This is a genomic window from Mesorhizobium sp. PUT5 (assembly GCF_052216645.1).
Lineage (GTDB): Bacteria > Pseudomonadota > Alphaproteobacteria > Rhizobiales > Rhizobiaceae > Mesorhizobium.
Map to the genome: position 1 here is coordinate 579,854 of NZ_JBQOSO010000003.1, position 13,916 is coordinate 593,769.

At 68.3% G+C, this 13,916-nt stretch carries 12 protein-coding genes; 3 read left to right on the plus strand and 9 right to left on the minus strand.

The window, feature by feature from the left end:
- Window positions 1–154: 154 nt before the first annotated feature.
- The 7 genes from ACTDI4_RS04340 to ACTDI4_RS04370 form a co-directional block, all read right to left on the minus strand.
- Complete coding sequence (locus ACTDI4_RS04340) at window positions 155–793, minus strand: 2-dehydro-3-deoxy-6-phosphogalactonate aldolase (RefSeq protein ID WP_442839985.1); 639 nt, start codon at window positions 791–793, stop codon at window positions 155–157.
- Window positions 790–1,722, minus strand: coding sequence for a 2-dehydro-3-deoxygalactonokinase (locus tag ACTDI4_RS04345; RefSeq protein WP_442843262.1), 933 nt, complete (start codon window positions 1,720–1,722; stop codon window positions 790–792). Before ACTDI4_RS04345 ends, ACTDI4_RS04340 begins: the two co-directional genes overlap by 4 nt.
- A gap of 5 nt (window positions 1,723–1,727) precedes the next feature.
- The gene (locus tag ACTDI4_RS04350; RefSeq protein ID WP_442839986.1) at window positions 1,728–2,495 is read right to left on the minus strand and encodes an SDR family NAD(P)-dependent oxidoreductase; all 768 of its coding nucleotides are present in this window, start codon (window positions 2,493–2,495) and stop codon (window positions 1,728–1,730) included.
- Window positions 2,496–2,768: 273 nt separating this feature from the next.
- On the minus strand, window positions 2,769–4,118 hold the full coding sequence (locus ACTDI4_RS04355; RefSeq protein ID WP_442839987.1) for a putative bifunctional diguanylate cyclase/phosphodiesterase: 1,350 nt from the start codon (window positions 4,116–4,118) through the stop codon (window positions 2,769–2,771).
- Window positions 4,119–4,228: 110 nt separating this feature from the next.
- Window positions 4,229–6,043, minus strand: a complete 1,815-nt coding sequence (locus ACTDI4_RS04360; RefSeq protein ID WP_442839988.1) for a GtrA family protein — start codon at window positions 6,041–6,043, stop codon at window positions 4,229–4,231.
- Window positions 6,044–6,076: 33 nt separating this feature from the next.
- On the minus strand, window positions 6,077–6,511 hold the full coding sequence (locus tag ACTDI4_RS04365) for a GtrA family protein (protein WP_442839989.1): 435 nt from the start codon (window positions 6,509–6,511) through the stop codon (window positions 6,077–6,079).
- 8 nt (window positions 6,512–6,519) lie between these two features.
- Window positions 6,520–7,752: a glycosyltransferase family 2 protein gene (locus ACTDI4_RS04370; protein ID WP_442839990.1), complete on the minus strand. Its 1,233-nt coding sequence runs from the start codon at window positions 7,750–7,752 to the stop codon at window positions 6,520–6,522.
- Window positions 7,753–7,938: 186 nt separating this feature from the next.
- Here ACTDI4_RS04370 and gshB point away from each other — a divergent pair, with 186 nt between their 5' ends.
- The 3 genes from gshB (at window position 7,939) to ACTDI4_RS04385 (ending at window position 11,895) form a co-directional block, all read left to right on the plus strand.
- The gene (gene gshB / locus ACTDI4_RS04375) at window positions 7,939–8,877 is read left to right on the plus strand and encodes a glutathione synthase (protein WP_442839991.1); all 939 of its coding nucleotides are present in this window, start codon (window positions 7,939–7,941) and stop codon (window positions 8,875–8,877) included.
- Between the two features lie 312 nt (window positions 8,878–9,189).
- Window positions 9,190–10,116, plus strand: coding sequence for an IS110 family transposase (locus ACTDI4_RS04380; RefSeq protein ID WP_442839992.1), 927 nt, complete (start codon window positions 9,190–9,192; stop codon window positions 10,114–10,116).
- A gap of 246 nt (window positions 10,117–10,362) precedes the next feature.
- Window positions 10,363–11,895: a YifB family Mg chelatase-like AAA ATPase gene (locus ACTDI4_RS04385; protein ID WP_442839993.1), complete on the plus strand. Its 1,533-nt coding sequence runs from the start codon at window positions 10,363–10,365 to the stop codon at window positions 11,893–11,895.
- Window positions 11,896–12,210: 315 nt separating this feature from the next.
- On the opposite strand, the gene ACTDI4_RS04390 is transcribed toward ACTDI4_RS04385, so the two are convergent.
- Together ACTDI4_RS04390 and ACTDI4_RS04395 are read right to left on the minus strand one after the other, a co-directional pair.
- The gene (locus ACTDI4_RS04390; RefSeq protein WP_442839994.1) at window positions 12,211–13,038 is read right to left on the minus strand and encodes a dipeptide ABC transporter ATP-binding protein; all 828 of its coding nucleotides are present in this window, start codon (window positions 13,036–13,038) and stop codon (window positions 12,211–12,213) included.
- Entirely contained in the window at window positions 13,035–13,883 is an 849-nt protein-coding gene (locus tag ACTDI4_RS04395; protein WP_442839995.1) for an ABC transporter ATP-binding protein, read from the minus strand. Before ACTDI4_RS04395 ends, ACTDI4_RS04390 begins: the two co-directional genes overlap by 4 nt.
- Window positions 13,884–13,916: the final 33 nt, after the last annotated feature.

The window sequence follows — 13,916 nt, forward strand, 5'->3', positions numbered from 1 at the left end:
GAAATCCCGGCGCGCGCATGCTTCTGCGGGAACCGCAAGGCGGCGTCCATAGCCGCGCCGATCACGACTCGACACGAGCAGCGCGCCGCATTTCGGCCGCCAGCAACCCCTTGGCAAATGCGGGGGAACGGGGCGCGCGGCGGCGCCGATACAGTCAGTCCTGGCCGAAGGCCGAATCCCAGGCCTCGGCCGCCGCACGGGCGCGCTTGCCGACCTCGGCCGCCGTCATGCCCGGCTTGAACAGGCTGGAGCCGAGGCCGAACAGAGAGACGCCGGCGGCCTTGTAGCCGGCGAAATCCTTCTCCGAGACGCCGCCGACGGCGCCGACGGCCAGGTCTTTCGGCAGCACCGCGCGCATGGCGGCGATGCCGCCGGGCCCGAGCACGCTGGCGGGAAAGAATTTCAGCGCCGAGGCGCCCAGCGCCACCGCCCGGAAGGCTTCGGTGGGCGTGAACACGCCGGGCATGGTCACCATGGCGTGCCGTGCGGCGCGCTCCATCACGGCCGCGTCGATGTTGGGGCTGACCAGCAGCCTGCCGCCGGCGTCGCTCAATCTGTCGACATCGGCAGGGGTCAGCACCGTGCCGGCGCCGACCAGCGCGGTTGCGGGCAGGGCGCGCGCGATCGCGGCAATGGAGGAAAACGGCTCGGGCGAATTGAGCGGCACCTCGATCGCCTCGATGCCGGCCGCATGGACGGCTTCGGCGACACCGACCGCCTCTGCCGGCATCAGCCCGCGCAATATGGCCACCAGGCCGCGCTGCAGCCTGGGGAAGGGGGCGGTGGGGGTCATGCGGGGGCTCCCTGGGCAATCATGCGGTTGTGGCGCGCGGCCGCCATGAGGCCGGCGCGCACCGCTTCGTCCGCATCGACCGGCCGGACCTGTAGCCCGGCAAGGCCGAGCGCAGCTTCGTAGAGCCGGCCCAGCGCGCCGGAGGCCACCAGCGTCACCGTGCCTGCGGCCATGCCGTAGCGGCGGCGCGCCGAGGCGATCTCGGCGCCGATCAGCAGGCCGGAGAGGTCGGCCGCGGCCTGCTCCGGCGTCTGCCCGTGCAGAAGCCCGGCGGCGCGGATGGAAAACAGACGCGAAGCGAAATCGCCGCCCTCGCCAAGCGCGGCCTCGCAGCAGCGGCGGAAACCGGCATCGTCGGCCAGCACGGGCGCGGGTCTTTCGCCGAGCGAATGGCGCAGGATGGAATGCGCGGCCAGCACGGAGAAAAGCTCGCCCGTCGGCCAGGTGCCGAAGCCGGCCACCGCGCCGTCCTCCACCTCCACCCATTTCGAATGCGTGCCGGGCATGCACACAATGTGCCGGCCCTTGGCCGGCAGGCCGGCGCCGGCAAGCTGGGTCTCCTCGCCGCGCATCACGTCGGGCGCGTCCGCCAGGCGCTGCGCCAGGCCCGGCACGATGCGGATGTCGCGGGCCGTGCCCTCGATGCGCGCCGCGCCCTGCAATATGGCGCCGATATCGGCCGGCACGTCCACATAGGGCGCCTCGATCCAGCCCTGGCGCGAACCCACCATGCCGCACATGATGACCGGCAGGCCGGCCGGCGCGCCCATCGCGGCGAGGTGGCCGTCGAGCACGGCGGCGAAGCCGGCCTCGCGCGCCGTGATCAGACCGTCGTCGCCGCGCCGCTCGGCCAGCACCGCGCCGCCGGCGCCGAGCAGCCAGGCGCGCAGCCGCGTCGTGCCCCAGTCGACGGCCGCGACGGCCGGCATCACGGTCACAGGAACCCTCCGTCGACGATCAGGGTCTGCGCCGTCAGCATGGCCGAGGCATTGGAGGCGAGGAACAGGCAGGGCCCGACCATGTCGTCGGCCACCATGACGCGCGGGATCGCCTGCCGGGCGACGTGGGCGGCAAGCTTTTCCTCCGTCACCCACAATTGCCGCTGGCGCTCGGTGATGACCCAGCCGGGCGCCACCGCGTTCACGCGGATGCCGTCCTTGCCGTAGCGCCCGGCAAGGCCCTTGGTCAGGCCGATGACGCCGGCCTTGGCCGCGGTGTAGGCGGGCATGTCGCCGAGGTTGAGCATGAAGGAGGTGGAGGTGAAATTGACGATTGCGCCGCCGCCGGCCTTGCGCATGCCGTCCACCACCGCCTGTATGGTGAAGAAGTGGGGGCGGAGATTGATGTCCAGGTTGGCGTCCCAGCTTTCGGGCGTCACCTCTTCGGCCGCGTGGCGGTCGTCGCGGGCGGCGTTGTTGATCAGCACGGTCACCGGCCCATGCGCGGCGGCGGCGCTGGCCACGGCCTCGCGCAATGCCGCAATGTCGCGCAGGTCCGCCATCAGATGCAGGGGCCGGTTGCCGGTCGCCTCGCCGATCGTGTCGCACAGCTTGCGGCTCGGCTCTTCGGCGAAATCGATGAAGGCGACCCTGGCGCCCTGCCGCGCGAAGCCTTCCGTGAGCGCCGCGCCGATGCCGGAGCCGCCGCCGGTGATGAGTACGGAGGCGCCTTCGAGGTCGGCAAAGCGTGCGGTCGGCATCATGGCTGTTCTACTCCGGTTTCGAGGCGGGCGCATCCTAGAGCATGTTGCAGCCAAGTGGAATCACTTGGCGTCGCATACATGCGGCAAAATCAATTAGCTAGACCATGATGTCGTCCGAAAACCGCTAACATACTTTTCGGCATCATGGTCTAGCCGGCCCGGTCAGCCGGGCAAGCGTCAAATCCGATTTTCCCGCTTATGTCGGACAAAATTGCAGGATGCGGGCGGCCGGCCGCGCGCTTCGGCCATGGCGTTCCGGCCGGGGCGTTCCGGTCAGAGCGCTCCGGCCCGCCGCGCGCCGCGGAAGGCGTCGCGCAGATAGCCCAGCGTGGCGTCGGCGTCCGCCGGCTTGCCGAACAGGAAGCCCTGGCCGCCGCCACAGCCGAACTCGATCAGGCGGTCGGCCTGCGCCTCTTCCTCGATGCCTTCGGCCACCACTTCCATGCCGAGGCCCTCGCACATGGCCAGGATCGCCCGGATGATGTGCTCGGAAGGACGGTCATCGAGGATCGAGGAGACGAAGGCGCGGTCGATCTTGAGCTTGTCGAAATGGAATTCGCGCAGCCGCCCCAGCGACGACTGGCCGGTGCCGAAATCGTCGAGCGAGACGCGGATGCCGACGCGGCGCAGGTCGTTGACGATCTTCTCGGCCGAGGCCGGATCGGTCATCAGGCCGGTTTCGGTGATCTCGATCTCCAGCCGGCGCGGGTCGAAGCCCGTGCGGTCGAGGATCGCCAATATGTGCAGGCCGGTGTTCTGGTCGACAAGCTGCGACGGCGACAGGTTGAAGGACAGGAACAGCTCCTTCGGCCAGCTTCGCGCCGCCTCGGTGGCCTTGCGCAGCACCAGTTGCGACAGCGGGCCTATGATGCCGCGTTCTTCCGCGATGGGGATGAAGACGGCGGGCGACACGGGACCCAGATCGCGGTCGGTCCAGCGCGCCAGCGTCTCGAAGCCGATGGTGCGGCGGCTGGAAAGGTTGACGATGGGCTGGAAATGCGGTTCGACCTCGCCGGCCGAGACGGCGCGGCGCAGCGCCTGCTCGATGCGGGTGACGCGCTTGGCCGCCTCCTCCATCTCGCGCGTGTAGACCACGACGCGGCCGCGCCCGGAACGCTTGGCGTGGTAGAGCGCGGTCTCCGCCTTGTTGACGAGGATCTCGGTGGTCTCGTCGCCGGAATAGAACAGCGAGCAGCCCGTGGAGGCCGACAGCCGGGCCGTCCGTTCGCCGACGTCATAGGGCGCCGACAGGATCTCGATCAGCATGCGCGCCTTCTCGGTCGCGGCCTCCTCGGAAAACACCATGGGGTAGAGGAAGGCGAATTCGTCGGCGCCGATGCGGCAGACCGTCGAATGGCTGTCCATGGATGCGCGCAGGCGCATGGCCACCTGCACCAATATGTCGTCGCCGGCCTTGTGGCCGAACAGGTCGTTGATCGGCTTGAATCCGTCGAGATCGAGAATGCCGACGGCGAAAGGCGCCGGGTCGTCGGCGCGGTCGCTGATGAGCCGGTCGATCTTGTCGAAGAACCGCCGGTGGTTGCCCAGGCCGGTAAGCGGGTCCGTGAAGGCCAGATCCGTGCTTTCCCTGCCCGCCGATGCGACGCCGAACGGCATGTTCATTCTTTTGTCCCCGTCCCTTGTTCTTGTTTCCCGGGATTTTTTGCGACACTCGCAGCAAACCCTTTAAGGAAAGGTATCCTCCCCATGCGGTAGCTTTGGTCCAGGCGTCCCTATTCGGCTGGCCGCACCCGATAGAGTTCGACGGGTTGCCCGGCCGTGCCGGCGACCGGCTCCAGCCAGTTCGGCACCGTTTCGTGCACCAGCCCGGCCAGCAGCCCGTCCGGGCTCCGCCCCGTCAGGAACGACGTCTCCGCATTGCCGCGGCAAAGCGCCACCAGCCCGATGCCGTGGTTTCGTATCAGCTCCTGCGCTGCATCCGCCGGGCCGGTCAGCGCGTCGAGCACGAGCAAATTGCCTTCCACATTGCGGTGATAGGGGCCGGCCAGCACGCGGTGGCCGGTATAGGCCAGGATCGGCGAGCCCAGATTGGAGACGGCCAGCACCGTGGTGTCGGGCTGGGCGGCCAGCAGGGCGAAATCGGCGGCGCGCTGGCAGCTCTGCTCGGCCGCGCCTTGCGCTGCGTCCCGGGCTTCCAGCATGGAGCCGGCCGCACCCGCCGCGCCGCTCCAGATCAGGTTGATGGAAGCGAGCCATGCGGCAAGCATTTTTAGCGTCGCGCCGCGCGCTGCGCCGGCCTCCACCCGGCCGCGCCAGGCGCCCACCCAGGCCGCCAGCGGGATCGCCGCCAGCGGAATGGAGAAGGTCGAGCCGCGCACCTGCCAGACGCTGACGGCGAAGGCCGTGGCCAGAAGAGCGGCGACGATGCTGTCCTGCCGGCGCCAGCCTCCCTGCAGAAGCCGGCGCGCCATCAGCCCCAGGGCGAGCAGCGGCGTGGCATAGCGCGCAACCACGGTGGTGAGGTCGCTGGCGAGAAGCTGCGGCAGCGACTGCGCCTCCGCGATATGGTCGAGCCACAGGCCGCGCAACCGCGGATCGACGCCCGCATAGGGTGAAGCGAGGCATTGCGGGAAGAACACGACGACCGCCGCGGCCAGGGCAAGGCCCAGCCCGCCGAGCGAGAGCAGAAGCCGCGCGCGGCCGGCATGGAGGGCCGGCAGCGATGCGACGGCCGCAAGGCCGATACCTGCGATCGCGGCAGGTATGAGTTGCGCGGCCGAGAAGGCGTCGCAGGTGGCCGTGCCCCAGGCGGAAGGCGGGACGGTGGCGAGGAAGGCCGCGGCGGCGATGCCGGCGAAGCCGAGGCCGAAGCCCGCCGCCATGCGCCGCTCGCCTTGCGCGTCGACCACGAGAAGGGTTGCCACGCTAAGGCCGATGACCGCGACGTAGGGCGCCGTCTCCATACCGACGGCGAGCGTCAGCGCCGTGCAGGCGCCCGCCAGCGCGGCGGCCCGCCAGCTTTCGCGCGCCTCCAGCAGCAGCGACAGGGCGGCCACGGTCAGCATGAGCTGGATATTGTGATGGTCGAGCGCCCCGGCCTCGAAAATGCCGACGAAGAACAGCGCCGCTGCCGAGATCACCGTTGCGGGCAGGACCGCGGCTTCGCCGCCGAAGCGGCGCGCGGCGCGAACCAGGAAGAACAGGGTCAGCCCGTAGAGCAGCGTCGGCCACAGCACCCTTGCCGCCGTCTCGGCCAGCGCGGCGCTGCCGGTGAACGCCTGCACGGCCAGCACGATCGCGGCCTGCGGGGCGTCGACGAGCCGCGACCAGTGCATGACCAGACCCCCTTCGGGCCCCATCCTGTATTGGTGGAGGTCGAACCAGCCTTGTCCGCCCAGGAGGTCGCGCACCTCCACCAGCCGCAGCAGGCTGTCATTGTCGCCGCGCATGTCGCTCAGGCTGGCAAAGCCGGAAATGCCGCTCACCGCCAGCATCACCAGCGTGGCGGCGAGCGCCATGAGCACGTCGGTGCGCCATGTGTTTCGAGGTATTTCCTTTGCCGGCATGGTGGCCGGAATCGCCGTCATGTCGCAGTCCTCAGATTCGGCCTCGCCGGCAGGCTAGAACGGCCGCTTCAACAAACGGTAAAGCGCCGCGCCTTGGCCTTTGCGGCCCGTCGTGGGAAACACCCAGGCAGACGAGACCACATAGCTTGCCGCGCTGGCGGCTATGGTGGTCGCCGCGGCCATGGGCAGCGGCGCCATGCCCAGGCGGGTCACCGCGAGATGGGAAACCAGGCCCGAGAAGGCGGCGCAGCCGGCCTGGAGCACGAAATAGCGCGGCAGGGCGCGCGCATGGTCGTGATCCCCGCCGAACGTCCAGCCGCGCTGGGCCGTGTAGGCGCAGCAGAAGGCGACCGCATAGGCAAGGACGCTGCCGGTGAACGGCGACATGCCCAGGCTGACCAGCGCATAGCTCAGCACCAGCAGCAGCAGCGCCGCGCCCGCGCCTACGATCAGGAAGCGGCACATCCTGCTTTTGACGAGTTCCTGCAACGGGCGCCTCATGCGCCGGCACGAGGCGTTTCCGGGGACGGGCCTGCCTTGAGCCGCTTGACCGGAATCTCCAGAACCCCGAGCAGGAACGCCGAGAAAAATGCCTGCAGGGCGATGATGATGAGCGTGAGCCCCAGCACCACGATGCGCGCGATCTCGGAATCGTCCAGCGGGCCGAAATCGAGCTGCGCCCAGCGCACCACGGCATAGCCGAAGAACAGCACGCCGCCCGCAAAGCAGATCGCCGCATTGGCCGCAAGCCGGTCGGGGCTGATCGTCCTGGCCAGCCAGTCCGAGCGTGCATTGCCGGGCAGGATTCCGGTCATGGCAGCATAGTTGCGCGAGATCGCCCCGAAGGTCAGCAACTGCACGCCTGCCACGACCATGAAGCAGGCAGCCATGAAGGTGTTGAGGTCGAGCGAGATGTTGTCGACGACCACCAGCGGGCCGAACAGCAGCAGCGCCGCAAACAGCGTGCCGAGCCCGGTCAGCGCCAGGCCGGGAATGAAGAACAGCCAGCGCGGATTGTACATGAGCAGGAATTTCAGGTGCCGCCAGCCGTCGCGCCAGGTGCGCAGGTGCGGCGGCCGGCTGCGGCCGTCAGGCTTCAGCGTGGTCGGCACCTCCTCGATGCGCAGGCCGGCCAGCGCACCCCGCACCACCATTTCGCTGGCGAACTCCATTCCCGTGGTTTGAAGGTCCAGCCTGCGGATCGCCTCGGCGTTGAAGCCGCGCAGGCCGCAGTGGAAATCGCCCGTGCCGATGCGGAAGAACAGCCGGCCGAGGAAGCTCAGCACCGGGTTGCCGAGATAGCGATGCAGCACCGGCATGGCGCCGGCCGCGATGCCGCCCTGGAAACGGTTGCCCATGACAAGGTCCGCCCCGTCGCGCAGCCGCGCCACAAAGGGGCCGAGCGCGCCGAAATCATAGCTGTCGTCGGCATCGCCCATGATGACGAAACGGCCCCTGGCGGCGGCTATGCCGCCCAGCAGGGCCGCGCCATAGCCCTTTTGCCCGACCGGTACGACGCGCGCGCCCATGCCGGTCGCGATCTCCTGCGAGCCGTCGGTGCTGCCGTTGTCGGCGATGAGAACCTCGCCGGCTATGCCGGCGCGCTGGAGGAAGCCCTGCGCCTTGCCGATGCAGGCGGCCAGCGTCTCGGCTTCGTTGAGGCAAGGCATCAGGATGGTCAGTTCGAGCTGCCCGCTGTCGGCGGCGCGCGTGGCGGTGACGGCATTCATGGTCGCAATCCCCAACGTTGCAACGTCCGGCTCTTGCTGGATCTGCCCACCCTTGCACGGCAAGCCTTAAGAAAGGGATGATGCGGCCTGGCCCGCACCCCTGTGATCTTTGCAAGCAACGATTGGCACCGCGTGCCGAAAACGATACATGCTTGCCACCGAGCCCTCTTCCTTCGGAGACCTGCCATGCCGCTCAAGATCGCCGTCCAGATGGACCATATCTCGACCGTGTCGATCGCCGGCGACACCACTTTCGCGCTTTGCCTGGAAGCGCAGCGCCGCGGCCACAAGCTCTATCACTACACGCCCGACCGGCTTTCCCTGCTCGGCAGCACGGTCTTCGCCCGGATCGAGGAAATGCAGGTGCGCGACGAGGAGGGCAGCCACTATTCGCTCGGCGAGCCGGTGCGCACCGATCTGTCGGAAATGGACGTGGTGCTGCTGCGCCAGGACCCGCCCTTCGACATGAACTACATCACCACCACGCACATACTGGAACGCATCCACCCCGGGACCCTGGTGGTCAACGATCCCGCCTGGGTGCGCAACAGCCCGGAGAAGATCTTCGTCACCGAGTTTTCCGGCCTGATGCCGGAGACGCTGATCACCAAGGACCCGCAGGAAGTGGCCGCCTTCCGCCGCCAGCACGGCGACATCATCGTCAAGCCGCTCTACGGCAATGGCGGGGCGGGCATCTTCCATCTGCACGAGGCCGACCGCAACCTCGCCTCGCTGCTCGAACTGTTCGGGCAGATGTTCCGCGAGCCCTTCATCGTGCAGCGCTACCTGAAGGACGTGCGCAAGGGCGACAAGCGCATCATCCTGATCGACGGCGAGCCGGTGGGCGCCGTCAACCGCGTGCCGGCCGAGCACGAATCCCGCTCCAACATGCATATAGGCGGCCGCGCCGAGAAGGCCGAGCTGACGCCGCGCGAGCGTGAGATCTGCGCGGCGATCGGCCCCTCGCTGCGCGAGCGCGGCTTCATCCTCGTCGGCATCGACGTCATCGGCGACTGGATGACCGAGATCAACGTCACCTCGCCCACCGGCGTGCGCGAGGTGAAGCGCTTCGGCGGCGCCGACATCGCCGCCCTGTTCTGGGACGCGGTGGAGGCCAAGCGTTAATTTGACGCCGGAGTAATTCCAGGAAAACTGGGAACCGGTTTTCCGGCCGGAATTGCGTAAAAACAACAGGATAGAGCGTTTTCGCTTTTCGGAGAAAAGCGGAAATGCTTGTCTTATGACTTTTGCTGCCGAACGGGCGAAGAAGGGACCGCCGGGAGGGGTAGCAGCCCCTCGTCGGCGGCGAGGGTCGGATCGTTGAAATGCTGACCGTTGACGGGTCGAGCTAGAGTGTGATCGCCCTCGTCTTTCTCTTGAGGCCTGAACGGATACCCGCAGTTCGGCTGCGGACGACAAGCACAGGACAAGCGAAAGATGATGAACGATACCATCGGCGTCAACATCTCGAAAGACCATCTCGACGCCCACCGCATGAGCGATGGCAAAAGCCGCCGCTTTGGCAACGACAAGGCCGGCCATAGAGCATTCCTGGCGTGGCTGGCACAGCCTGACACCCGCATCGTCTACGAACCGACCGGTCCTTATCACCGAGCCTTCGAGCGGAGGCTGGCGGATGGCGGCTTCGCCCTTGTCAAGGTCAATCCGCGTCAGGCAAGGCGCTTCGCCGAGGCCACCGGCCGGCTTGCCAAGACCGACCGGCTCGACGCCGCCATGCTGGCGCGCATGGGGATGTTGCTCGACCTCGAGGCCCGACCGACGCGCGGCCCGCTCCTTAATGATCTCAAGGATCTCTCCATGGCCCGCGAGGCGCTGGTGAAAAACCGCACGGCGGCGAAGAACAGAGCAAAGAACCTGACCTTACCCATCCTCAAGCGTCACAATGGCGAGCAACTCAGGCAGATCGAGCGCCAGCTCGCCGCGATCGAAGTCGAGATCATGAAGCTCATCAAGGCCGATCCTGACCTAGCCAACCGCTTCGACATCCTTGTATCGATCCCCGGCGTCTCGGCCATCACCGCCTTCGCGCTGATCATCGACATGCCCGAACTCGGCACCCTCGAAAACACCCAGGCTGCATCGCTCGCTGGCCTCGCCCCGGTCGCACGCCAGTCTGGAAAATGGACAGGCCGCGCCTTCATCAGAGGCGGTCGGGCCAACGTTCGCCAGGCCCTCTACATGCCGGCCCTCGTCGCCACGCGCTTCAATCCAGACCTCAAGGCAAACTACGATGGGCTCAAGGCCGCCGGCAAAGCCTCCAAGGTCGCCATCACCGCCATCATGCGAAAGCTGATCGTCCTCGCAAACGCACTGCTCAGGGACCACCGCAAATGGGCCCCATAACTTCCTTGACCAAAACGGATACTCCAGGATCCGGCGGTCGGAGCGAGCCCGGAGGCTTCGGGCGGCTTCGGCGGTTCCCGTTCTCTTCGCGCAACCGGGCACAACCGCGCCCGCAGCCGCTGCGCGAAATCGTTCCCGAAATGTTCTTGATTTGAACCGAAAACCGTGCTTGTCTTGGAAAAGACGCCCTGAGGGAACGATGCGGGGCGCGGCGGGCGCAGCGCCCGCGAGGGGCGGGGAAGCAGCATGGTCGCGCGGGTGCGCACGGTCGCGTTCCAGGGCATCGAGGCCGTATCGGTCAACGTGCAGGTGATGGTCGCGCCCGGCAAGGTGGGCATGTCCATCGTCGGACTGCCGGACAAGGCGGTGGCCGAGAGCCGGGAGCGGGTGCAGGCCGCGCTCCATGCTTCGGGCCTGTCGATGCCGGCGCGCAAGGTCACGGTCAACCTGGCTCCCGCCGATCTGCCCAAGGAAGGCAGTCACTACGATCTGCCCATAGCGCTCGGGCTGATGGCGGCGCTTGGCGCGGTGCCGTCGGACGCGCTGGCCGGCTATGTCGTGCTGGGCGAATTGTCGCTCGACGGCACCATTGCGGCCGTGGCGGGCGCACTGCCGGCGGCCATCGGCGCCAATGCCGCGGGCAGGGGGCTGATATGTCCGCACGCCTGCGGGCCGGAGGCCGCCTGGGCCGGCAACGGGATCGACATTCTGGCGCCGCGCAGCCTGATCGCCATAGCCAACCATTTCCGCGGCACGCAGGTCCTGTCGCGGCCCGAGGCGGGCGCGCATCGCCCGGCATGCGACCTGCCGGACCTGGCCGACATCAAGGGCCAGGAAAGCGCCCGCCGCGCGTTGGAGGTGGCGGCGGCCGGCGGCCATAACCTGTTGATGGCCGGGCCTCCGGGCTCCGGCAAGTCGATGCTGGCGCAGCGCCTGCCGTCGATCCTGCCGCCGCTGGCGCCGCGCGAGTTGCTGGAAGTGTCGATGATCGCCTCCGTCGCCGGCGAACTGGCCGAAGGTCGGCTGAGCGACCGCCGGCCGTTCCGCGCGCCGCACCATTCGGCCTCGATGGCGGCCTTGGTGGGCGGCGGCCTGCGCGCGCGGCCGGGCGAGGTCTCGCTCGCCCATCACGGCGTGCTGTTCCTCGACGAGTTTCCCGAATTCTCGCCGCAGGCGCTGGACGCGCTGCGCCAGCCGCTGGAAACAGGCGAGTGCGTGATCGCCCGCGCCAACCACCGCGTCTCCTATCCGGCGCGCATCCAGTTCGTTGCCGCCATGAATCCCTGCCGCTGCGGCATGGCGGGCGAGCCGGGCTGGCGCTGCGTGCGCGGCGAGCGCTGCCGCACCGACTACCAGGCGCGCATCTCCGGACCGCTGCTCGACCGCATCGACCTGCGCGTCGAGGTGCCGGCCGTTTCGGCAAGCGACCTCATCCGCCCCGGCCGCTCCGAGGCGAGCGCCATTGTCGCCGAGCGCGTGGCGCGCGCCCGCGCCTTCCAGCGCGAACGTTTCGAGAGCCTCGGGTTACCGGGCCTGGCCACCAACGCGCACTGCTCGGCCGCGCAGATCGAGCAGGTCGCCGTGCCCGATGCCGCCGGCCAGGCGCTGCTGCGCGACGCCAGCGAGAAGCTCGGCTTTTCCGCCCGCGCCTATCACCGCGTGCTCAAGGTGGCGCGCACGCTGGCCGACCTCGACGCCAGCGAGACCGTCGGCCGCGTCCACCTCGCCGAAGCGATCTCCTATCGGATGGGCCCGGAGCGGCTGGCGCAGGCGGCCTGAGCGCCGGCAGCCTCGAACTGGGCAGGGGCCGGGCGGCGACCCCCTCCCTGCTTGGGCAGGGCGACTGTCTATTAGTTCGGCAGACGGCACCCCGCCCCTGACCCCTCCCTACAAGGGGGAGGGGGGACTCCCGGCGCGGGGTATCGCCCTGTCGCGAAGTATTTCCGCTCGAAAAACGCGGCGGTTCCGTATCCCCTCCCCCTTGTGGGGAGGGGGCAGGGGTGGGGGTATCTTCATAGGATGAGACACCCGCATATGCGGTCGCCTTTCGCCGGAGAGCAGACGCCTCCGGTGTCGTGCCGGCGCCGTGCCCGCTCAGGCGGCGTGCTTGGCGGCGAGGCGGGCGCGGATGCTGTCCACGTCGGCGCGCGGCGTGGCGGCGAACAGCGTCCTGGTGTAGCTGTGCTTGGGGTCGGAGAAGACCTCGTCGCGCGCGCCGTATTCCACGGCCTCGCCGAAATACATCACCATCACGTCGTCGGCGATGTAGCGCACCACCGAAAGGTCGTGGCTGATGAAGATGTAGGTGAGCTGGAACTCGTCCTGCAGGTCGGCCAGCAGGTTCAGCACCTGCGCCTGCACCGAAAGGTCGAGCGCCGACACCGGCTCGTCCAGCACCAGCAGGCTCGGGTTCAGCATCAGGGCCCGCGCGATGGCGATGCGCTGGCGCTGGCCGCCGGAGAACATGTGCGGATAGCGGTTGTAGTGCTCCGGCCCCAGCCCCACCTTGGTCAGCATGCGCATGGCCAGCTCGCGGCGTTCCGCGGCCGGCTTGTCGGTGTTGATCTTCAGCGGCTCGCCCAGTATGTCGCCGATCTTCTGGCGCGGGTTGAGCGAGCCGTAGGGGTTCTGGAACACGATCTGCACCTTGCGCCGCATCTCGTGCGACAGGCCGTGGCGGGCGATGTCGACCTTGTTGCCGTCGATCAGCAACTCGCCGGCGGTCGGCGCGTCGATCAGGGTGATGATGCGCGCCAGCGTGGACTTGCCGCAGCCCGATTCCCCCACGATGGCGAGCGTCTTGCCCTTCTCCACCGAGAACGACACGCCCTTGACCGCGTGCACCGTGCGGGCCGGGCGGAACATCCCGCCGCTGACATGATAGTCGCGCCTGATGTCTCTTCCTTCGACGACCGGGCTCATCGCGCAGCCTCCGGGGCGGGCTCGAACATCATGTCGGAAATGGTCGGCAGCCGGTCGCCCACGGCATTGTCCGGCAGCGCCGAGAGCAGGGCGCGCGTGTAGTTGCTCTTCGGGTTCTCGAACAGGGAAAGCACGTCGGCCTCCTCCATCTTGCGGCCCTTGTACTGCACGATCACGCGGTCGGCCGTCTCGGCCACCACGCCCATATTGTGGGTGATCATGATCAGCCCCATGCCGTGCTCGGCCTGCAACTGCATCAACAGGTCGAGGATCTGCTTTTGTATGGTGACGTCGAGCGCGGTGGTCGGCTCGTCGGCGATCAAGAGCTTCGGGTTGCAGGCGATCGCGATGGCGATCATCACGCGCTGGCACTGGCCGCCCGACATCTGGTGCGGGAAGGAGCCGAGGCGCTCCTGCGGCTCGGGAATGCCCACCAGCGAAAGCAGCTCGATGGCGCGGGCGCGGCGCCGGGCGCGGTCCATGCCCATATGCACGCGCAGCACCTCCTCGATCTGGAAGCCCACCGTGAAGCACGGGTTCAGGCTGGCGATCGGCTCCTGGAAGATCATGGAGATGTCCTTGCCCACGATCCTGCGGCGCTGCACCGGATCGAGGCCGAGGAGGTCGATGCCGTTGAAGGCCATGCGGTCGGCCTTGACCGTGGCCGAGGCCGGCAGCAGGCCCATCACCGCCAGCATCGACACGGACTTGCCCGAGCCCGATTCGCCCACGATCGCCAGCACCTCGCGCGGCTCGATGGCCAGATCGATGCCCCTGACCGCCATGAACGGCCCGGTCGAGGTGTCGAAGGAGACGGTGAGATTCCTGATGTCAAGCAGGGGCATGGGCGCGCTCCCCTTTGCAGTCGGTTGTGCGGC

Coding starts and splice junctions, on each gene's coding strand:
- ACTDI4_RS04340 (WP_442839985.1), bottom strand. CDS start 793: ATGACCCCCACCGCCCCCTTCCCCAGGCTGCAGCGCGGCCTGGTGGCC.
- ACTDI4_RS04345 (WP_442843262.1), bottom strand. CDS start 1,722: ATGCCGGCCGTCGCGGCCGTCGACTGGGGCACGACGCGGCTGCGCGCC.
- ACTDI4_RS04350 (WP_442839986.1), bottom strand. CDS start 2,495: ATGATGCCGACCGCACGCTTTGCCGACCTCGAAGGCGCCTCCGTACTC.
- ACTDI4_RS04355 (WP_442839987.1), bottom strand. CDS start 4,118: ATGAACATGCCGTTCGGCGTCGCATCGGCGGGCAGGGAAAGCACGGAT.
- ACTDI4_RS04360 (WP_442839988.1), bottom strand. CDS start 6,043: ATGACGGCGATTCCGGCCACCATGCCGGCAAAGGAAATACCTCGAAAC.
- ACTDI4_RS04370 (WP_442839990.1), bottom strand. CDS start 7,752: ATGAATGCCGTCACCGCCACGCGCGCCGCCGACAGCGGGCAGCTCGAA.
- gshB (WP_442839991.1), top strand. CDS start 7,939: ATGCCGCTCAAGATCGCCGTCCAGATGGACCATATCTCGACCGTGTCG.
- ACTDI4_RS04380 (WP_442839992.1), top strand. CDS start 9,190: ATGATGAACGATACCATCGGCGTCAACATCTCGAAAGACCATCTCGAC.
- ACTDI4_RS04385 (WP_442839993.1), top strand. CDS start 10,363: ATGGTCGCGCGGGTGCGCACGGTCGCGTTCCAGGGCATCGAGGCCGTA.
- ACTDI4_RS04390 (WP_442839994.1), bottom strand. CDS start 13,038: ATGAGCCCGGTCGTCGAAGGAAGAGACATCAGGCGCGACTATCATGTC.
- ACTDI4_RS04395 (WP_442839995.1), bottom strand. CDS start 13,883: ATGCCCCTGCTTGACATCAGGAATCTCACCGTCTCCTTCGACACCTCG.